This window comes from Nocardiopsis sp. NPDC006938 (genome assembly GCF_042869555.1).
In the GTDB taxonomy this organism is placed as follows: domain Bacteria; phylum Actinomycetota; class Actinomycetes; order Streptosporangiales; family Streptosporangiaceae; genus Nocardiopsis.
Window position 1 is genome coordinate 49,200 of sequence record NZ_JBIAGA010000004.1, and the last position, 18,785, is coordinate 67,984.

Annotated in this window: 18 protein-coding genes; 9 read left to right on the forward strand and 9 right to left on the reverse strand. The window is 72.6% G+C overall.

Going from position 1 to position 18,785, the window contains the following annotated elements; all coding sequences use genetic code 11:
• Positions 1–69: 69 nt before the first annotated feature.
• The 6 genes from aztA (at position 70) to ACFYL4_RS07710 (ending at position 5,800) form a co-directional block, all read left to right on the forward strand.
• On the forward strand, positions 70–696 hold the full coding sequence (gene aztA, locus ACFYL4_RS07685; protein WP_357767852.1) for a zinc ABC transporter ATP-binding protein AztA: 627 nt from the start codon (positions 70–72) through the stop codon (positions 694–696).
• A gap of 245 nt (positions 697–941) precedes the next feature.
• Positions 942–1,760, forward strand: a complete 819-nt coding sequence (locus ACFYL4_RS07690) for a helix-turn-helix domain-containing protein (protein ID WP_387517256.1) — start codon at positions 942–944, stop codon at positions 1,758–1,760.
• A gap of 134 nt (positions 1,761–1,894) precedes the next feature.
• Positions 1,895–2,920 carry an iron-siderophore ABC transporter substrate-binding protein gene (locus ACFYL4_RS07695; RefSeq protein WP_387517258.1) on the forward strand — a complete coding sequence of 342 codons (1,026 nt, stop codon included), beginning with the start codon at positions 1,895–1,897 and terminating at the stop codon, positions 2,918–2,920.
• Positions 2,917–3,960: a FecCD family ABC transporter permease gene (locus ACFYL4_RS07700; RefSeq protein WP_387517260.1), complete on the forward strand. Its 1,044-nt coding sequence runs from the start codon at positions 2,917–2,919 to the stop codon at positions 3,958–3,960. Before ACFYL4_RS07695 ends, ACFYL4_RS07700 begins: the two co-directional genes overlap by 4 nt.
• A complete protein-coding gene (locus ACFYL4_RS07705; RefSeq protein WP_357767864.1) occupies positions 3,957–4,991 on the forward strand; it encodes an iron chelate uptake ABC transporter family permease subunit in 1,035 nt (344 codons plus the stop codon). The genes ACFYL4_RS07700 and ACFYL4_RS07705 overlap by 4 nt, the downstream gene beginning before the upstream one ends.
• Positions 4,988–5,800: an ABC transporter ATP-binding protein gene (locus tag ACFYL4_RS07710; RefSeq protein WP_387517262.1), complete on the forward strand. Its 813-nt coding sequence runs from the start codon at positions 4,988–4,990 to the stop codon at positions 5,798–5,800. The genes ACFYL4_RS07705 and ACFYL4_RS07710 overlap by 4 nt, the downstream gene beginning before the upstream one ends.
• A gap of 125 nt (positions 5,801–5,925) precedes the next feature.
• On the opposite strand, the gene ACFYL4_RS07715 is transcribed toward ACFYL4_RS07710, so the two are convergent.
• From ACFYL4_RS07715 to ACFYL4_RS07725, 3 genes are read right to left on the reverse strand one after another with little or no spacing between them, the layout of a single operon-like run.
• The gene (locus ACFYL4_RS07715) at positions 5,926–8,316 is read right to left on the reverse strand and encodes an ATP-binding cassette domain-containing protein (RefSeq protein ID WP_387517264.1); all 2,391 of its coding nucleotides are present in this window, start codon (positions 8,314–8,316) and stop codon (positions 5,926–5,928) included.
• Positions 8,313–8,723 carry a VOC family protein gene (locus tag ACFYL4_RS07720; RefSeq protein WP_357767872.1) on the reverse strand — a complete coding sequence of 137 codons (411 nt, stop codon included), beginning with the start codon at positions 8,721–8,723 and terminating at the stop codon, positions 8,313–8,315. Before ACFYL4_RS07720 ends, ACFYL4_RS07715 begins: the two co-directional genes overlap by 4 nt.
• A gap of 10 nt (positions 8,724–8,733) precedes the next feature.
• Positions 8,734–9,186: a helix-turn-helix transcriptional regulator gene (locus ACFYL4_RS07725; protein ID WP_387517267.1), complete on the reverse strand. Its 453-nt coding sequence runs from the start codon at positions 9,184–9,186 to the stop codon at positions 8,734–8,736.
• A 155-nt stretch (positions 9,187–9,341) separates the two neighbouring features.
• Here ACFYL4_RS07725 and ACFYL4_RS07730 point away from each other — a divergent pair, with 155 nt between their 5' ends.
• Positions 9,342–10,364 carry a zinc-binding dehydrogenase gene (locus ACFYL4_RS07730; RefSeq protein WP_387517269.1) on the forward strand — a complete coding sequence of 341 codons (1,023 nt, stop codon included), beginning with the start codon at positions 9,342–9,344 and terminating at the stop codon, positions 10,362–10,364.
• 84 nt (positions 10,365–10,448) lie between these two features.
• Here the strand turns inward: ACFYL4_RS07730 and ACFYL4_RS07735 are convergent, their stop codons facing one another.
• The 4 genes from ACFYL4_RS07735 to ACFYL4_RS07750 form a co-directional block, all read right to left on the reverse strand.
• The gene (locus ACFYL4_RS07735) at positions 10,449–11,099 is read right to left on the reverse strand and encodes a class II aldolase/adducin family protein (RefSeq protein ID WP_387517271.1); all 651 of its coding nucleotides are present in this window, start codon (positions 11,097–11,099) and stop codon (positions 10,449–10,451) included.
• Positions 11,096–12,343 (reverse strand): 3-oxo-tetronate kinase, encoded by a 1,248-nt coding sequence (gene otnK / locus ACFYL4_RS07740; RefSeq protein WP_387517273.1) that lies wholly within the window; start codon positions 12,341–12,343, stop codon positions 11,096–11,098. Before otnK ends, ACFYL4_RS07735 begins: the two co-directional genes overlap by 4 nt.
• Before the next feature lie 95 nt (positions 12,344–12,438).
• On the reverse strand, positions 12,439–13,842 hold the full coding sequence (locus ACFYL4_RS07745; protein ID WP_387517274.1) for a GntP family permease: 1,404 nt from the start codon (positions 13,840–13,842) through the stop codon (positions 12,439–12,441).
• Between the two features lies 1 nt (position 13,843).
• On the reverse strand, positions 13,844–15,235 hold the full coding sequence (locus ACFYL4_RS07750) for a homoserine dehydrogenase (protein WP_387517276.1): 1,392 nt from the start codon (positions 15,233–15,235) through the stop codon (positions 13,844–13,846).
• A 162-nt stretch (positions 15,236–15,397) separates the two neighbouring features.
• Between ACFYL4_RS07750 and ACFYL4_RS07755 the strand changes: the two genes are divergently transcribed.
• A complete protein-coding gene (locus tag ACFYL4_RS07755; protein ID WP_357767891.1) occupies positions 15,398–16,207 on the forward strand; it encodes a DeoR/GlpR family DNA-binding transcription regulator in 810 nt (269 codons plus the stop codon).
• A 67-nt stretch (positions 16,208–16,274) separates the two neighbouring features.
• On the opposite strand, the gene ACFYL4_RS07760 is transcribed toward ACFYL4_RS07755, so the two are convergent.
• The gene (locus tag ACFYL4_RS07760) at positions 16,275–16,559 is read right to left on the reverse strand and encodes a VOC family protein (protein ID WP_387517278.1); all 285 of its coding nucleotides are present in this window, start codon (positions 16,557–16,559) and stop codon (positions 16,275–16,277) included.
• On the reverse strand, positions 16,490–17,722 hold the full coding sequence (locus ACFYL4_RS07765) for an MFS transporter (protein WP_387517280.1): 1,233 nt from the start codon (positions 17,720–17,722) through the stop codon (positions 16,490–16,492). Before ACFYL4_RS07765 ends, ACFYL4_RS07760 begins: the two co-directional genes overlap by 70 nt.
• A gap of 311 nt (positions 17,723–18,033) precedes the next feature.
• Here ACFYL4_RS07765 and ACFYL4_RS07770 point away from each other — a divergent pair, with 311 nt between their 5' ends.
• Entirely contained in the window at positions 18,034–18,762 is a 729-nt protein-coding gene (locus ACFYL4_RS07770; RefSeq protein ID WP_357767899.1) for a methyltransferase, read from the forward strand.
• The last annotated feature ends 23 nt before the right edge of the window (positions 18,763–18,785 follow it).

Genomic DNA, 18,785 nt, shown 5'->3' on the forward strand with positions numbered 1-18,785 from the left:
CGATAACCATTATCGTTTTCACATCGGGTCGGATCGTGCCGACCCGGACACCGGAACCGGGGGTCGGGCATGAGACTGGACAACCTGTACGCGGGCTACGGCGGGACGGACGTCCTGCGAGGCGTCACCGCCGAGGTCCCCGAGGGAGCCGTCACCGCCCTGGTGGGGGCCAACGGGGCGGGCAAGTCCACGTTGCTCGGGGTGCTGGCGGGCACGGTCCGGCCGCGGAGCGGAACGGTGACGCCCCGGGTCGGGCGGCCCGCGTTCGTCGTGCAGCGCAGCGCGGTGCCGGACGCGCTGCCGCTCACCGTGCGGGCCACCGTCGCCATGGGGCGGTGGGCGCACCGGGGCTGGTGGCGCCCGCTCACCCGCCGCGACCACGCGGTGGTCGACGCCTGCATGGAGCGCACCGGCGTGGCCGACCTGGCCCAACGGAGGCTGGGGGAGCTCTCGGGGGGTCAGCGCCAACGCGCCCTGATCGCCCAGGGGCTGGCGCAGGAGGCGGCGTCGCTGCTGCTGGACGAGCCCTCGGCGGGACTCGACCGGAGTTCCATGAAGCGGATGCGGGCGCTGGTCGCCGAGGTCGCGGCCGAGGGTGTCACGGTCGTGCACGCGACCCACGTCGCGGAGGAGGCCGAGGACGCCGACCACGTCATCGCCCTGGAGTCGGGCCGCGTGGTCGCGCCCGCCCCGTGACCGCCGGGTGTGCTCGCGAGCCCGGCCGGTGACCGCCGGGTGTGCTCGCGAGCCAGGCCGGTCGCCGGTTCCCGTCTCCCGACCGTGCCGGGATTCCCGCGTGCGGCGGGCGCTGGACACGGGTGCGGAGGTCGAACCGGGCGCGTGACTCCCCCCGGCTCGGCGCGGGGCCGACTGCGCGCACGGTGTGGGTAAGGGCAGGCTCACCTTGGTTCATGGTGGTGTTCCGGCATAGCCTGTGCGACGTGGTCGAACAGGACAGGACGCGGCGCCGACGGGGCGTACGCTCGGGCGCGGCGGAGAACCGCAGCCTGCCCTCCTACGGGGCGGGCGAGATCGACGTCCCCTTCGTGGTGCGCGGTACCGGCGAGGTGATCGCCCGCGACACCTACTGGGAGGAGCACTCCCACCCCACGCACGAGCTGCTCTGGAACCGGAGGGGCGCGTCCACGGCCACGACCGGGGCGCGCGTGTGGACCATCACCCCGTCGGTCGGCCTGTGGATTCCGGCCGGTACCCCGCACTCGGGGTGGACGCCGGCGGGCACGTGGCACCACGCGGCGCAGTTCAGCGTGCGCGCGGTCCCGGCCCTGGCCGACACCACCGTCGCGGTCGAGGTCACGCCGCTGCTGCGCCTGCTGCTGGACCGGCTCGCCACCGAGGAACTGGACGGGGCCGCGCGCGCCCGCACCGAGGCGGTGGTCCTCGACCTGTTGGCCCCGTCCCCGGTCGAGCTGCTGCTGCGCGTTCCCGACGCCGCGCTCCTGGAGCCGATCGTCGCCGCCGTGCGCGAGGACCCCGCCGACGGCACGACCCTGGCCGCGTGGGCCGCCCGGCTTGAAGTGAGCCCCCGGACCGTCACCCGGGCCTTCCGCGCGCAGACCGGTCTGGGGTTCAGTCAGTGGGTGGCGGCCGCCCGGGTGCAGCACGCGATCGGGCTGCTGGCGGTGGGGGAGGAGATCGAGGAGGTCGCCGAGCGGGTCGGTTACCGCTCGGCGAGCGCCTTCGGCGCGGTCTTCCGGAGGGTGACGGGCACGAGTCCGGGTCGGTTCCGTCTCCAGTGACGAGCGGCGACCTGTCCGTTTCGCGAGGTTCGGTGTCCCTTTTGCGCGATTGCGAACCAGGTGAGTGCACCCTAAATTCGGTTAGGCAAACCTAACTCCCGGTTTCCGGGGTTGGTCACCACCGGAAGGACACCATGACCCGCGCCCCACGGCTGGCCGCGATCGCCACCGCCGCCCTCATCCCCCTCACCCTCGCCGCCTGCTCCTCCACGCCCTCCGGTGGGAGCGGCACCGACTCGGGAGACTGGACCCCCGTCACCGTCGAGCACGCCCTCGGCACGACCACCATCGACTCCGAGCCGGAACGCGTCGCCACGGTCAACTGGGCCAACCACGAGGTCCCGCTCGCCCTGGGCGTCGTCCCGGTCGGCATGGCCGCCGCCACCTTCGGTGACGACGACGGCAACGGCGTGCTCCCGTGGGTCGAGGAGAAGCTCGAGGACCTGGACGCCGAGACACCCGTCCTCTTCGACGAGACCGACGGCATCGACTTCGAGGCCGTCGCCGACACCCGGCCCGACGTCATCCTCGCCGCCTACTCCGGTCTCACCCAGGAGGACTACGACACCCTGAGCGAGATCGCCCCCGTCGTCGCCTACCCGGAGACCGCCTGGGGCACCTCCTGGCGCGACACCATCGAGCTCAACAGCACCGCCATCGGCAAGGCCGACGAGGGCGCGGAGCTCATCGCCGACCTGGAGGCCGGGATCGACGCCGCGGTCGCCGAGTACCCGCAGATCGCGGGCGCGGCGGCGATGTTCATGACGCACGTGGACACCACCGACCTCAGCGAGGTCAGCTTCTACACCACCCACGACACCCGGGCGCTGTTCTTCGAGGACATCGGCATGGTCACCCCCGAGAGCGTCGCCACCGCATCCGCCGAGACCGACCAGTTCTCCCTCACCCACAGCGCCGAGCGGGCCGACGCCTTCGACGACGTCGAGATCATCGTCACCTATGGCGGCGAGGAGCTGGTCGAGGCGCTGGAGGGCGACCCGCTGCTGTCGCAGATGCCCGCCGTCGAGAACGGGGCCGTGGTCAACCTGCCCGGCGACAGCCCGCTCGGCACCGCCGCCAACCCGACCCCGCTGTCGATCTCGTGGATTCTCGACGACTACCTGTCGCTCCTGGCCGAGGCCGCTGACGGAGCGAAGTGACCACCCGAACCGCAACCCCCGAGGCGGGGACCGCCACCGTGCGGTCCCCGCGCCGGGGCCGACCCCTCTGGCTCCTGTTGGTCCTGGCCGTCCTGTTGGCCCTGATGTTCCTCTCCGTGTCGGTCGGCTCCCGCGACGTCCAGTGGGCCGACATCGTGGCGGCCTTCGGCGGATCGGTCGAGGGCTTCGACGAGGCGGCCGTGGCCAAGCGCATCCCCCGGACCCTGCTCGCCGTGCTCGTGGGAGCGGCGCTCGGGGTCTCCGGCGCGGTCATGCAGGGCGTGACCCGCAACCCGCTGGCCGACCCCGGCATCCTGGGCGTCAACATGGGCGCCTCGCTGGCCGTCGTCATCGGCATGGCCCACCTCGGTCTGGCCACGGCCACCGGCTTCATCTGGGCCGGTATCGTCGGCGCGGCCGTCACGGCCCTGTTCGTGCACGTCATCGGCTCCCTGGGCCGGGGCGGCGCGAGTCCGCTGAAGCTGGCCCTGGCCGGTGCCGCCACCTCCGCCGCGTTGTCCTCGTTCATCAGCGCCGTCGTGCTGCCCCGCAACGACATCGCCGACGGGGTCCGCTCCTGGCAGATCGGCGGTGTGGGCGGCGGCACGTTCGCGTCCATCTCCCACGTGCTGCCCTTCCTGGTGGTCGGGTTCGTCGTGTGCCTGCTCTCCGCCCGGGGCCTCAACCTCCTGGCGCTGGGCGACGACCTCGCCGCGGGCCTGGGCGAGCGCGTCGCGATCTCGCGGGTCACCGCCTCGGTCGGCTCCGTCGTGCTGTGCGGCGCCAGCACCGCCGTCACCGGCCCGATCGGGTTCGTCGGTCTCGTGATCCCGCACGTGTGCCGCCTGCTCGTGGGCGTCGACCACCGCTGGCTGCTGCCGTTCTCGGCCCTGACCGGCGCCTCGCTGCTGACCGCCGCCGACGTGGTCGGCCGCGTGGTGGCCCGCCCGGGGCAGATCGATGTGGGGATCGTGACCGCACTCGTGGGCGCCCCCTTCTTCATCTACATCGTCCGACGTCAGAAGGTTCGTTCCCTGTGACCATCTCCACCGTCGCGACCGTCACGCGCGGTCGCGCGCGCCGGGCGCGCCGACGGAACGCCGTGATCGTCGTCCTCGCCCTCCTGCTCGTGGTCGGCTTCTCCGTCACGCTCATGGTGGGACAGACCTTCTACCCGCCGGGCGACGTCGTCCGGGTGGTCCTCGGCCAGGACGTCCCCGGCGCCTCCTTCACGGTCGGACGGCTCCGCCTGCCCCGCGCCGTGCTCGCGATCGCCGCCGGGGCGTGCTTCGGGCTCGCCGGAGTCACCTTCCAGACCATGCTGCGCAACCCCCTGGCCAGCCCGGACATCATCGGTATCAGTGCCGGGGCGAGCGCGGCGGCGACCTTCGCGATCGTGGTGCTCTCGCTGGACGGGGCCGGAGTGTCGGTCTTCGCGATCGTCGCCGGGCTCGGAGTGGCGCTGGTGATCTACCTGCTGTCGTACAAGGACGGGGTCTCGGGCACCCGGCTCATCCTGATCGGGATCGGCGTCGCGGCCATGCTCCACAGCATCACCTCCCACATCCTGGACCGCGCGGCCACCTGGGACCACCAGGAGGCGATGCGCTGGCTCACCGGCAGCCTCAACGGAGCCGGATGGAACCAGACGCTTCCGGTGGTGGCCGCCCTGGTCCTGATCACACCGCTGCTCCTGGCGCAGTCCGACAACCTGGCGGCGCTGCAACTGGGCGACGACACCGCCTCGGCCCTGGGGGTCCGGGTGGACCGCACCCGGCTCCTGGTGGTCGTCGGAGCGGTCGGGCTCATCGCCTTCGCCACCGCCGCGTCCGGGCCGATCGCGTTCGTGGCCTTCCTGGCCGGGCCGATCGCCGCCCGCCTGGTGGGTTCGGACGGTTCGCTGCTGGTGCCCTCCGCCCTGGTGGGCGCCCTGTTGGTCCTGGTCGCCGACTTCTGCGGCCAGTTCGCCTTCGGGACCCGCTTCCCGGTCGGGGTCGTCACCGGCGTGCTCGGCGCCCCCTACCTCGTCTACCTCATCATCCGCAGCAACCGCGTGGGAGGCTCCCTGTGACCACGGACCACTCGCTCCTCGTCGAGGACCTGACACTCGGGTACAAGGACCGCGACGTCATCGACTCCCTGGACCTGGCCGTGCCGCCGGGCCGGATCACCGCGATCGTCGGCGCCAACGCGTGCGGCAAGTCCACCCTGCTGCGCTCGATGTCGCGGCTGTTGGCGCCGCGCTCCGGCCGGGTCCTGCTGGACGGCAGGGAGGTGCACCTCATGCCGCCCAAGGAGGTCGCGCGGACCCTGGGCCTGCTCCCGCAGTCGCCGGTGGCCCCGGAGGGCATCACGGTGAGCGACCTCGTGGGTCGCGGACGCCACCCCCACCAGCGGTTGTTCACCCGCTGGAGCGGAAGGGACGACGAAGCGGTCGCCGAGGCCCTGGAGGCGACGCGGACGGTGGAGCTCGCCGACCGGCCCGTGGACGAGCTCTCCGGCGGGCAGCGCCAGAGGGTGTGGATCGCGATGGCGCTGGCCCAGCGCACTGACCTGCTCCTGTTGGACGAGCCGACCACGTTCCTGGACGTGAGCCACCAGGTGGAGGTCCTGGACCTGCTCACCGACCTCAACGTCGCGCGCGGGACCACGGTCGTGCTGGTCCTGCACGACCTCAACCTGGCGGCGCGCTACGCCGACCACCTGATCGCGCTCGCTGGGGGAGGGTTGCACGCGGCGGGCCCGCCGGAGCGGGTGCTCACCCCGGAGACGGTGCGTGCGGTGTTCGGCATGGAGAGCCAGGTCATCACCGACCCCACCTCGGGGAAGCCGCTGATGCTCCCTCTCGGCCGACACCACCGGGCGGTGCCGGTGGACTGAGCGGGCCGATCGCTCCTGGAGACAGGCGTCCCGGAGGTCTCCTCGTGAACCCCGGGCCGGGGGCCGGTCCCCGGGCCGGCCGTGCGCCGGACCCGGGACGCCCCCGCCGCTCCCCGGCCCCGCCGTCAGCCGCCGACGAAGTCCGCCAGGTGCTGGCCGGTGAGCGTGGAACGGTCGGCCACGAGCTGGGCCGGAGTGCCCTCGAAGACCACCCGGCCACCGTCCTGGCCCGCCCCCGGGCCGAGGTCGATGATCCAGTCGGCGTGCGCCATCACCGACTGGTGGTGCTCGATCACGATCACCGACTTCCCGGAGTCGACCAGACGGTCCAGCAGGCCCAACAGGTGTTCCACGTCGGCCAGGTGCAGGCCGGTGGTCGGCTCGTCCAGGACGTACACCCCGCCCTTCTCCCCCATGTGCACGGCGAGCTTGAGGCGCTGGCGCTCACCGCCCGACAGCGTGGTGAGCGGTTGACCCAGCCGCAGGTAGCCCAGCCCCACCTCGGACAGCCGCTCCAGGACGCGGTGCGCGGCCGGGGTCCGGGCCTCGCCCGCGCCGAAGAACAGGGCTGCCTCGGACACCGACATCGCGAGCACCTCGCTGATGTCGCGCCCGCCCAGCCGGTACTCCAACACCGAGGGGTCGAACCGCCGACCCTCGCACTCCTCGCAGGTGGAGGCGATGCTGGCCATGAACCCGAGGTCGGTGTAGACCACGCCCACGCCCTTGCAGACCGGGCAGGCGCCCTCGGAGTTGGCGCTGAACAGCGCGGGCTTGACCCCGTTGGCCTTCGCGAACGCCTTGCGGACCGGGTCGAGCAGTCCGGTGTAGGTCGCCGGGTTGCTGCGCCGCGAACCGCGGATCGGGCTCTGGTCGACGGACACCACCCCCGCGTCGGCGGCCGCCGCCCCCTCCACGAGCGACCCCTGCACGAGGGAGCTCTTGCCCGAACCGGCCACTCCGGTGACCACCGTGAGCACCCCCAGGGGGATATCCACGTCCACGTCGCGCAGGTTGTGGGTGTTCGCGCCGCGGACCTCGAAGCGCCCGGTGGGTGCGCGCACCTCCTCCTTGAGCGCGGCCCGGTCGTCGAGGTGGAGGCCGGTGGTGGTGCCGCTGCTCCGCAACCCCTCGACCGTGCCCTCGAAGCAGACGGTCCCGCCCTGCGAACCCGCGCCGGGGCCGAGGTCGACGACGTGGTCGGCGATCGCGATGGTGTCCGGTTCGTGCTCCACGACCAGCACCGTGTTGCCCTTGTCGCGCAGCCGCAGCAGCAGCCGGTTCATCCGTTCGACGTCGTGCGGGTGCAACCCGGCGGTGGGCTCGTCGAAGACGTACGTGGTGTCGGTGAGCGAGGACCCCAGGTGGCGGATCATCTTGGTGCGCTGGGCCTCGCCGCCCGAGAGCGTTCCCGCCGCGCGGTCGAGCGAGAGGTAGCCCAGCCCGATCTCCACGAAGGACTCCAGCGTCCGCCCCAGCGCCTCCAGCAGGGGCGCCGCCGACGGCTCGTCCAGGTCGCGCACCCACGCCGCCAGTTCGCTGATCTGCATCGCGCACACCTCGGCGATGTTCACCCCGCCGATCCGCGAGGAACGGGCCGCCTCGCTGAGCCGGGTCCCGTCGCACACGGGGCAGTCCGTGAAGGTCACCGCGCGTTCGACGAACGCCCGGATGTGCGGCTGCATGGCCTCCTTGTCCTTGGACAGGAACGACTTGCGCAGCTTGGGGATGAGGCCCTCGAAGGTCAGGTTCGACTTCTCGACCCTCACCTTCACCGGCTCGTGGTACAGGAAGTCCCGCTTCTCCTGCTCGGTGTACTCGCGGATCGGCTTGTCCGGGTCGAAGAAGCCCGACGCCTTGTACGTGCGCACCGTCCACCAGTCGTCCGACTTCCAGCCGGGGATGGTGAACGCCCCCTCCGAGAGCGACTTGGAGTCGTCGTAGAGCTCGCGCAGGTCGAAGTCGGTGACCTTGCCCCGGCCCTCGCAGTTGACGCACATGCCGCCGGTACGCGTGAAGGTCTGCCGCACCGTCTTCTGATCGCCGCGCTCCACCGTGATGGCGCCACTGGCCCGGACCGAGGCGACGTTGAAGGAGAACGCCTGCGGAGAGCCGATGTGCGGCTGGCCCAGGCGGCTGAACAGGATGCGCAGCATCGCGTTGGCGTCGGTCGCCGTCCCCACCGTGGAGCGCGGGTCGGCGCCCAGACGCTCCTGGTCGACGATGATCGCGGTGGTCAGCCCGTCGAGGACGTCCACGTCGGGGCGGGGCATCGACGGCATGAACCCCTGCGCGAAGCTGCTGTAGGTCTCGTTGACCATCCGCTGGGACTCGGCGGCGATCGTGCCGAACACCAGCGAGCTCTTGCCCGACCCGGAGACCCCGGTGAACACCGTCAGGCGGCGTTTGGGCAGCTCGATGCTCACGTCCCGCAGGTTGTTCTCCCGCGCGCCGTGCACCCGGATCAGGTCGTGGACGTCCGCCGGATGCGGCGCGGTCGGCTCCCCGACGGTCAACGGTCCTCCTTGATCCTGATCAGGTTCCCGGCCGGGTCGCGGAAGGCGCAGTCGCGGACGCCGTAGGGCTGGTCGGTGGGCTCCTGCACGACCTCGGCGCCCCGTGCCACGATCCGCTCGAAGGCCTCGTCCAGGTCCGGTGCGGCCAGGTTCAGGAAGGCGTAGGTGCCCTTGGCCATCATCTCGGTGATGACGCGGCGCTCCTCGTCGGTGACGCCCGGGTCGGACACGGGCGGCTCCAGGACCACGGAGGTGTCGGGCTGCCCCGCGGGGCCCACGGTGATCCAGCGCATTCCCTCGTACCCGACGTCGAGGCGGACCTCGAACCCGAGGACGTCCCGGTAGAAGGCCAGTGAGGCCTCCGGGTCGGTGTGCGGCAGGAAACTGGCGTTGATCTTGATGTCCATGCAGGTCACACTACGACCGGTCGGGCCGCCGCGCTTCTTGATTCCTGATCGGTCGGGCGACCTGTCGGACCACGCAGGAGGGGATGCCCTCCGCGTCGCCCACGGCCCTTTTCCGGTAGGCGCTGGGCGGCATCCCGACCAGTTCGGTGAAGCGGGTGCTGAAGGTGCCCAGGGAGGAACAGCCCACCTCGAAGCACACGTCGGTGACGCTGAGGTCGCCGCGCCGGAGCAGGGCCATGGCCCGCTCGATGCGCCGGGTCATGAGGTAGGAGTACGGGGAGTCGCCGTAGGCCCGGCGGAACGCGCGGCTGAGGTGCCCCGCCGACATGTGCACGTCCCTGGCCAGCTGCTCGACGTTGAGCGCGAGCGCGTACTCGCGGTCGATCCGGTCGCGGACCCGGCGCAGGCGGGCGAGGTCGCTCAGGTGCTCTTCGGGGGTGGGTCTCCTGGTCACGCGACACATCGTGCCACGCGGGCGGGGCGTACTCCAGCGACCGGACCGCGCGGACGCGCCGAACCCGCACCGGGGCGCGCCGCGACACGCTATCTTGCCATTCGTAGCCATCGAATCACGCATGGTCACGACCCAGGTGGGTCTGGCCCGGAAGGAGTCAACCGATGCGAGCGGCCCTGATGTACGGCGCCGGTGACGTACGTGTGGAGCACGTGCCCGACCCGGAGCTCGTCGATCCCGCCGACGCCCTGGTGCGCGTGGTGCGCACGTGCGTGTGCGGGAGCGACCTGCACGCCTACCGGGGCATGCCCTCCTCGGAGGAGGGCGTCCAGGTCGGACACGAGTTCGTCGGCGTGGTGGAGGAGACCGGGCCGGAGGTCACCTGGGTCCGGCCGGGCGACCTCGTCGTCTCCCCGTTCTCCTACGCCGACCACACGTGCGAGCTGTGCCGCGAGGGCCTGCACACCTCCTGTCCGAACGGCGGCCTGCTCAGCGCGGCCCAGGCGGAGGTGGTCCGCGTCCCCCAGGCCCAGGGCACCCTGGTTCGGCTCCCGGTCCGGGAGGAGTCGTCCCTGCTGCCGTCGTTGCTGACCCTGGCCGACGTCTACCCCACCGGACACCACGCGGCCCGGACCGCCGGAGTGGGGCCGGGCACCTCGGTCACCGTCGTCGGCGACGGGGCGGTGGGACTGATGGCGGTGCTCGCTGCGCGGAGCAGGGGCGCCGAGGAGATCATCCTCATGGGCCGTCACAAGGACCGCACGGACCTGGGCCGGGAGTACGGCGCGGTGGAGGTGGTCGACGAGCGCGGCGCCGAGGGGGTGGAACGGGTCCGCGAGCTCACCCGCGGCCAGGGGACCCACGCGGTGATCGAGGCGGTCGGCCACCTCGACGCCCTGGAGACCGCGCTGGGCGTGGTCCGCCCCGGCGGTACCGTCAGCCGGGTCGGCCTGCCCCAGTACGAACACGGGCCGCTGGGAGTCGGCGCGATGTTCGCCGCCAACGTCACCCTCACCGGCGGGCCCACCCCCGTGCGGTCCTACGTCGAGGAGCTGCTCCCCGGCATCCTGGAGGGCGCGGTCCACCCCGGGCTGGTCTTCGACCACGCCGTCGACCTCGACGGTGTCCCGGAGGGCTACCGCCTCATGGACCGGCGCGAGGTCCTGAAGGTCCTGGTCACGCCCTGATACCGGTCGGCCGGGGCACCCGGCGGCGGAGGGGCCCGGAGGACGGCCGGGCCCCTCGGCGACCGGGTGCCCCCGGCGCCCGAATCACAGGTCCCAGGCGGTCCCGTACCGGTCGGTGAGCTCGCGCACCTGGTCGGGGGAGAGCACAGAGAACGGGCGTTCCCCGAGGGAGACCACCACGCGCGCGGCCTCCTCCAGCTCCACCGCCCCCTCCAGGGCCTCGGCCGGGTCCGCCCCCGCCACCAGGGAACCGTGGTGGGCCAGCAGGGCGGCACCGAACCGGCCCGGAAGCTTGGCCAGGTTCTCCGCCAGCTGGTGGCTCCCCGGCGCCGCGTACGGCACCAGGGGAGCCTGGCCCACCCGCATGACCAGGTACGGCGTGATCGGGGGCAGCGCCGAGGAGGCCGACCACGGCGGCAGGCAGGACGCCGCGGTGGAGTGCGGCGCGTGCAGGTGCACGACGGCGCGCGCCTCGGCGGACCTGCGGTACATCGCCAGGTGCAGCGGGAACTCCTTCGAGGGGTGCGGCCCCGAGACGTGCGCCCCGGCCGTGTCCAGAACGGACAGGGCGTCGGGCGCCAGGTCCCCCAGCGCCACCCCGGTCGGGCTCATGAGCACGGTGTCGCCGACGCGCACCGAGACGTTGCCCGAGGACCCCGGACTCAGCCCCAGATCCACGGCCCGGCGCCCCGCCGCGCACAGCTGCTCGGCGGCCCTTCGTGTGCGCTCGTTCACGCGCCCGCCTCCCAGGCCCGCACGAACAGGTCCCGGGCGCCGAAGTTGCCCGACTTCAGCATGAGGTGGAGGTCCCCTCCGTCGCGGCGGGCGCGCGTCCACGCCACACCCGGGTCGACCTCGGGGCCCAGGGCGAGGGAGCCCACGCCCAGACTCCGCACCACGGCCCCGCTGGTCTCGCCCCCCGCCACCAGGAGCGAGCGCACGCCCGCCGCCACCAACCGCTCGGCGATCTCGGCCAGCGCCTCCTCGATGATCGGCGCGTCAGCCGTGTCCACGACGTCCTCGGGCGAGGCGGTCGCGTACACGACGAACGGGGCCGCGGTGCCGCCCAGCGCCTCCGTGACGGCCCCCGACACCACCGCCCCGAAGTCCGCCCGCAGGTCGTCGGCGCGCAGCCGCAGCCCGGCCCCCGTGGCGAGCACGTGCCGCACCTGACCCTGCGTGGCCCGCGAGGCGCTGCCGGACAGCACCACGCGCGGACCGTCGGGTGGGGCGAACCCCTCCCGGCCCTCGGTCCGGGGGCCGCTGAGCCCCTGGGCCAGGGCGCTGCCGCCGGTCAGCAGGCGCAGGTCGTCGGTCGCGGCGGCCAGGGTCCGCAGGTCGGCGTCGTCCAGGGCGTCCACGACCACGAACCGGGCGCCGTCCTCCCGGGCCCGGGCGATGGCCGCGCGCACCGCGTCGGCGCCCCGGGACACGACCGGCCAGGGCACCAGGGCCACGTCGTCGGCGCCCCTGGTGAGCTGTGGTTCGAGCAGTCTCAGTAGGTTCGAGTCGGTCATCGGGGTGAGCGGGTGGTGACGCATGGACGACTCGTCGAGAGGTTCGTCGCCGACGAACAGGTGGCCGCGGTACACGGTGCGCCCGTTGGCGGGGAAGGCCGGGGCGACCACCGTGACCTCCTCGCCCAGGGCCTCCAGGGCCGCCTCGCTGACCGGGCCGATGTTCCCCTCGGGGGTGGAGTCGAAGGTGGAGCAGTACTTGACGTAGAACCGCTCGCACCCGGCCCGGCGCAGCCACGCCAGCGCGTCCAGCGACACCGCGACGGCCTCGTCGACGGGCATGGTGCGTGACTTCAGGGCCACCACCACGGCGTCGGCGTCGTCGGCGGCCTCGGCGGTGCGCCGTTCGGCGTGCGGGTCGGCCCCCAGGACGACCGTGGTGCGAAAGCCCGCGGCGGTGAGGGTGAGAGCGAGGTCGGTGGCCCCGGTGAGATCGTCGGCGATCGCGCCGAGAGTCGCCATGGGTGCTCCTGTGGGTTCGAGGGTGGTGGACGGACGGAGGAGGTGTTCCGCGGAGGGGTCGCCCTCCGCGGAACACCCCCGGAACCGGTGGCGGGTCAGACGAGCCCGGTCGCGATGAGGACGTTGAGGACGGCGAACCCGGTCACACCGGAGATGACCGAGGCCACCCCGATGGAGCGGATGCCCTGCCCCACGGTCATGTTCGACAGGGTCGTGGTGACCCAGAAGCCCGACGAGTTGGCGTGCTTCATGATCTGCGCGCCGGTCGCGCAGGCCAGGTACACGACCAGCGGCGACAGGTCCAGGGCGGGCAGGAGCGGCTGCATGATGGCGGCCGAGGTCATGACGCCCAGGATGTTGGAACCGGTGATGGTGCACACGGCGGCGGCGATGAGGAACGGGATGATGACCGGGGAGAGCCCGGTGCTCTCGATGGTTCCCGCGACGTTCTCGGCCACCCCGGTCTCCCGGATGATCGTGGCCAGGGCGCCGCCGACGCCGGTCAGGGCCAGGGGCATCGCGGCGATGCGCAGACCGGCTTCGAACAGGTCGTTGAGGGTGGACTTGTCCCGCCAGCGGCCCCGGAACAGCGGCAGGGCGAGCAGGCACGCGAGGAACAGTGCCATGGTCGGCTCGCCGACGAACAGCACGGTCGCGGTGACCCACGAGCCCTCCGGCAGGGCCGGACCGGCAAGGGACGCGAACACGATGAGGACGATGGGCGCCAGGATCGGCAGCAGGGAACCGAACAGGCCGACCCGGGGCGCGTCCGAGGCACCGGCGACGTCGTCCGCGGGGGCCCCGGCGGAACCGGTGGACCCCGGCGTCGCGCCCGTCCCGCCCGTGGCGGCGTCGGCCAGGTGCTCGACGAACTCGGGCTTGGGCGGGACGTGCGTCTTGGTCCGCGTGAGGTAGACGGTGGCGGCAAGGATGCCGGGCACACCCACGGCCAGACCGTAGACGATGGCCTCACCCATGCTCACGTCCAGCAGCGACGCCGAGGCGAGCGGACCGGGACCGGGCGGGATGACCGAGGTCATCACGTAGGCGCCGATGTAGAGGATGGGGCCCAGCTTCATCATCGAGATGCCCGTGCGGTAGGCCAGGGCCGAGACGATGGGGATGAGCATGACCACGGCGGTGTCCGCGATGAGCGGGATACCGAGGACGGTGGAGGCCAGGGCGATCGCCCACGGCACCTTGTTCTCGGAGAACAGTCGCAGGGCCGTCTCGGTGATCTTCATGGCGGCGCCGCTCAGTTCGAGCATCTTGCCGAGGACACAGCCGAAGACGATCAGCAGGCCGACGTTGGCCAGGGTGTTGCCGAAACCGTCCTTGACCAGTTCGACGGTTCCGGTGCCGCCCATGCCCAGGACCAGGCCGAGGGCCACGACGACGATGAACAGCGTGGCGACGGGGTGGACCTTGAACCGGGCGATGAAGAGTACGAGGACGACGATGGCGCCCAGGAAAGCCAGGAGAGTGAGGGCGTCGGACACGTCACTGCCCTCCGGTGTTCAGGGGTGAGCGGGTGAGGGCCTGGTTCCAGGTGTCGAGGAGCGTGTCCTCGGGGTCGGCGAGGTCGCCCAGGAGCAGGAGCTCCCCGGCGGCCACGTCCCGGGCCAGGGTGGTGTGCGCCGCCAGGTAGAGCGGCGCGACGTCGCGGGGCGCGTCGGCGGAGTCCAGCAGGACGGGCGCCACGCCGGTCACGTCGTGGTGGTGCCCGCCCATGTCGAGCCGGGTTCCGGCGGGCAGGTCGGTGCGGGCGCGTCCGGCCAGGACCGCGTGCGGGGCCGGGGGCCTCGATCCGGAGCCCCGGTGGTGGTCGGCGGCGGCCAGGATGCTGAGCGGGGTCTCCACTCCCATGAGGTGGTAGGGGAGGTAGAGGCACGCGTAGCGCCCCGAACGCGAGACGACGTGCCCCTTCTGCGCCAGAAGTGCCCAGGAGGCGTCGTCGCCGGTGCGGACCACGGCGAACACGCCGCCCGCGAAGGAGGCCTCCTCCGGCAGGCGCAGCACGCTGAAGACGTCCACGGCGCCCGAACGGCGCAGGACGCCGCCGTCCTCGGCGAGCGCGTACACGTCGGCGAGCTCGGCGGTGCGGGCGACGGGGTAGTGCAGGGTCTCCACGTCCGGAACCAGGCCGGTGAGGTTGGCGACCACGCCCATCTCGCAGTAGTCGGCGGCGGCCGAGCGCTGGATGTCGGCGACGGCCCGGGCCCGGGCGGCGAGGGTGGCGGGCACGTCCTCGCCCAGGGTGAGCAGGGAGGCGAGCTCGGGAGCGTCGACCTCCTGGTCGAGCTGGCGCACGCGTCCGGTGGCGGGGTCGAAGACGAGGTCGTACTCACCGGACTTGCCGATGGCGACGACGTCGAGCCCGAGCAGGCGGGTGCGTTCGTACCACTCGACGAGGTTGGCGGGCTGGTCGCCGAGGCCGGGCGTGTAGACCACGCCGTGCTCCTCGGCCAGCGCGGCCAGGGCGACACCGGAAACGGAGTCGACCTCCTTGGAGACCATCACCACGTGGCGGCCGGTCGTGAGGGCCAGCCGGGCCGCGCCGGTGCCCGCGACGGGGCTGCCGGTGGCCTCGACGAGCACGTCGTAGGCGGCGTGCGCGAGCAGGGCGGTGTCGGTGATGACGGCGGTCTGGTCGTCGGAGAGCGCGGCCAGCTCCTCCGGGGTGGTACAGACCGTCAACGCGGCGGCCGGGTACCCGAGTTCGACGCACAGGGCGACGGTCCCCTCGGCGTCCAGGTCGCACAGGACCGAGGGACGCAGCCGGTCCGTGCGCGGAGTCTGGGCGAGGAGGGTGCGGGCGAACCCGCCCCGCGCTCCGGTGATCGCGTAGCGCACGGTCGGCGGGGGTGAGCCCGTGGTGCTGGTGGCGTGCATGGTTCTCCTTCTCTCACGTCACGGTGGACACGTTGTCCTCATCCGCAACGGCAACACGCCCTGTTTAACAGGAGAGGAACATCTGAGTCAATAATTATCACGCCTCGTATCATCTGGTAACACTCGATAGCATGGTTCTGTGAACGAACTTGAAGGAGGACGATGATCCCGGCGCAACGGCGCGAGCTGCTCCTGAGGGAACTGCGGGGCACGGGGGTGTTGAGCGTGAAGGAGCTCTGCGACATCCTCGGCGTCTCGCACATGACGGTCCGCCGCGACATCATGACCCTGGAGGAGGAGGGGCGGGTCCGGTCGGTGCCCGGAGGCGTCGAACTCGCCTCACAGGTCCGTTCCGAACCCTCCTACCTGGACAAGTCCCGCGTGGACCTGGACGAGAAGCGCGCGATGGCCCAGGCCGCGGCCGCCCTCGTGGAGGACGGTCACACCGTCTACCTCGACGCCGGGACCACGCTCGGCCACCTGGTGCCCGCCCTGTGGGGGACGGTCGGCCTCACGGTGATCACCAACGACCTCACCACGGCGGCGTCGCTGTCCGACCACCCCGACCTGTCGCTGTACTTCGTGGGCGGCCAGATCGACCGCGAGAACCGCTCGGCGGTCGGCGACATCGCCGCCCAGACCGTCTCCGAGTTCAACATCGACGTCGCGTTCGTGTCCACCAGCTCGTGGGACATCGGGCGCGGCTCCACCACGCCCTCGCGTTCCAAGGTCGCCGTCAAGCGCGCCGCCATGGCGGCCGCCTCCTCCTCGGTGCTGGTCGCCGGGGCCGACAAGTACGGGGCGTTCGGCACCTTCAAGGTCGCCGCGCTGGAGAGCTTCTCCACGGTCATCACCGACGACCGCCTGGCGGAGTCGTCGGCGCGCGCGGTCCGGGAGGTCGGCGTGGGTCTGGTGGTCGTGGCCCCCCAGAGCGGGCCCGAGGAGGCGGCGCGACTCGAACCCACCGTGTGAGCCCCCGGCGCGGGCCCCCGTCCCACGGCGCGGGGGTTCGGCCCCCCCGGGGGGGCGTTGAAGGGGGTCAGCTCGCCGTCACGCAGAAGTGGTTCCCCGCCGGGTCGAACAGGACACGCCACCGGTCGCCGCCCGGCTGGTGCCCGGGGCGGGGCGCGCCCAGGGCGAGGAGCGCGGCCTCCGCGTGCTCGGGGTCCCGCGCCGCGAAGTCCAGGTGAAACCGCTGCGGGGCGTCGGAGCCCGGCCACCCGGGCGGCTGGTCGCGGGCTCTTGGGCGCGGGGTCAGGGGCGGCGGGTGCGGAAGTCGCGGGAGCCGGGGGCCAGTGCGGCCAGTGCCGGCGCCAGTACGCACAGGGCCGCGCAGGCCAGCAGCACGTTCTGCGCGCCGAAGGCCTGGGCGGCCGGGGCGATCAGGGCCAGGCCGACCGGGGCGAACCCGTAGGCGAACAGGAAGTCCAGCGACGACACCCGGGCCAGCTTGTCCGGGGCGACCTCGCGCTGGGCGGCGGTGAACCACGGCACGTTGAACAGCTCCACGCCCAGGCCCACCACCGCGTAGGCGGCGAACACCCATACCCCTCCCACGGGGAACACCAGGCTCAGCGGGGCGAGCGCGTACAGGCCCAGCCCGAACAGCGCCCACCAGCCCTGCGCGCGCGGCTTCCACCGCGCGACCAGCAGCGCACCGACCAGGGCACCGGCGGTGTAGGCGGTCAGTGCACCGGCCAGCACGGCCTCGGTGCCGTAGTGGTCGCGGCTGGCCAGGGGGAGCAGCACGTTGGTGGCCGAGTAGCCCAGGGCGATGACCACGGTCAGCGCGCCCAGACCGGCGAGGAACCAGGTGTGGCGGCGCGCCTCGGTGAGCCCTTCGGCGAACTCCACGTGGAAGGGCGCCCGGGCGGGGCGCTCGGAGGGTGCGGGGCGGCCGCCCCGGGGGAGGAGGGCGGCGGCCAGCCACAGGGCCGCCGTGACCAGCAGGAGGACGCGGGGGCTGGTGACCGTGGCCAGCAGCGCGGTCAGGCCGGGAGCCAGGAAGGTCATCCCGCGTACGGAGAAGGTCAGGGCGGCGTTGGCCTGCTGGCGGTCCTCAGTGGCCACGACCTCGGCGGTGAGTGCCTGGAAGGCGGGCCGGCAGGCCCCCTGCCCCACGCCCACGACGGCGGCGGCCGCGGTCATCAGCGCCACCGAGGTGCCCAGTCCGGCGGCGAGCACGGGGCTGGCCGCGGCGGCCGCGAGGCCGGACCACAGGACCACCGCGCGGCGCGAGTGGCGGTCGGCGAAGAGCCCGCCGAGGGGGACCGCCACGAGGAACCCGGCGGTGCGGGCGGCGAGTACCAGGCCGAGGCCGACCGCGCTGAGCGATCCGTGCAGGACCGCCAGTCCCAGGATGAACGGCATGGCCCAGGTGGCCAGGCCGGACGCGGTGGTCGCGCACCACAGGCGGACGAAGGTCGGCCTGAGGAGCGGGGAGGCCCGGCGTTCCTGGGGGAGGGTCGGGTTCGGCGTCGTGGACACGAGGAGTACTCATCTCGGTTCGGAGTGTGTGTAGAGTCGCACTCTATTGAAAACGATAATCAGTCGCGCTGTTCTTGGTGAAACTGAGACCCGTGGGGGCCGTGGGGCTCGGATGTCCGCTGGGGGAGTGGATGTCCGCTTCTGCGGGGGTTGGCTCCGACGTGTGGGGGCAGCGACTTCGTGGGGTGGCGGGATTCGAGTGACAACGATAATCGTTTTCGCTAGGGTCGTCGACACCGGAACCGCCCGACGGCCACCGAACGGCACCCCCGCCCTCCCCGCTTGACCGGACCGACACCGAAAGGCCCCGCGTGGACCCCTCACGGATCGCCCAGCTGCCCCCGCCCCTGCCCCCCGAACGCATCATCGGCCTCAACCAGCCCAAGGCCGACCTGCACACCCACCGCTCCTACACCTGGAACGGATGGGAGTTCGACGTCCCGCCCGAGGTCTTCGTCCCCGGCGCGACCAGCCGCATGATCCACCAGCGCATCCTCGACGACGACATCGACGTCCGTGGCCGCGTCTACGCCGCCATGGGAGCCGGGCTCGGGGTCGAGGCCGCCGTCGCCGGACTGCGCGGCGCCGCCCGCGTCCTCGCACTCGACGTCCACCCCGCCAGCGCGCGGGCCACCGAGCACCACTACCGGCGGCTCGTCGGCACGCCCGAGGACGGCGCCCCGCCGTTCACGTCCGAGGTCAGCGACCTGTTCGGCGCGGTCCCGGACGGAACACGGCTCGACGTGGTCACCTTCAACCCGCCCGCCGTGAGCCAACCCGTCAGCGACGACCCCCACATCGTCCGCAACGTCTGCGCGGGCCGACCCGTCACCGACGCGTTCTTCACCCAGCTCGCCGAACGCGACCTCCTCGCCCCCGGCGGCCAGGTGTTCTTCGTCGCCTCCAACACCGCCGACCTGCGCGGCATCGTCGGCCACGCCGCCGACCAGGGGTTCACCGCCCACGTCCACCACCTGCACGACTGGGACGACGGAGTCCTGACCTACCTGTTCCGCCTCACCCGGGAGAACGTCAAGTGAGCCAGCGCACCCCTGACCTCGGC

Coding starts and splice junctions, on each gene's coding strand:
- ACFYL4_RS07720 (WP_357767872.1), bottom strand. CDS start 8,723: ATGGACATCAAGATCAACGCCAGTTTCCTGCCGCACACCGACCCGGAG.
- otnK (WP_387517273.1), bottom strand. CDS start 12,343: ATGGCGACTCTCGGCGCGATCGCCGACGATCTCACCGGGGCCACCGAC.
- ACFYL4_RS07725 (WP_387517267.1), bottom strand. CDS start 9,186: ATGTGTCGCGTGACCAGGAGACCCACCCCCGAAGAGCACCTGAGCGAC.
- ACFYL4_RS07755 (WP_357767891.1), top strand. CDS start 15,398: ATGATCCCGGCGCAACGGCGCGAGCTGCTCCTGAGGGAACTGCGGGGC.
- ACFYL4_RS07730 (WP_387517269.1), top strand. CDS start 9,342: ATGCGAGCGGCCCTGATGTACGGCGCCGGTGACGTACGTGTGGAGCAC.
- ACFYL4_RS07695 (WP_387517258.1), top strand. CDS start 1,895: ATGACCCGCGCCCCACGGCTGGCCGCGATCGCCACCGCCGCCCTCATC.
- ACFYL4_RS07750 (WP_387517276.1), bottom strand. CDS start 15,235: ATGCACGCCACCAGCACCACGGGCTCACCCCCGCCGACCGTGCGCTAC.
- aztA (WP_357767852.1), top strand. CDS start 70: ATGAGACTGGACAACCTGTACGCGGGCTACGGCGGGACGGACGTCCTG.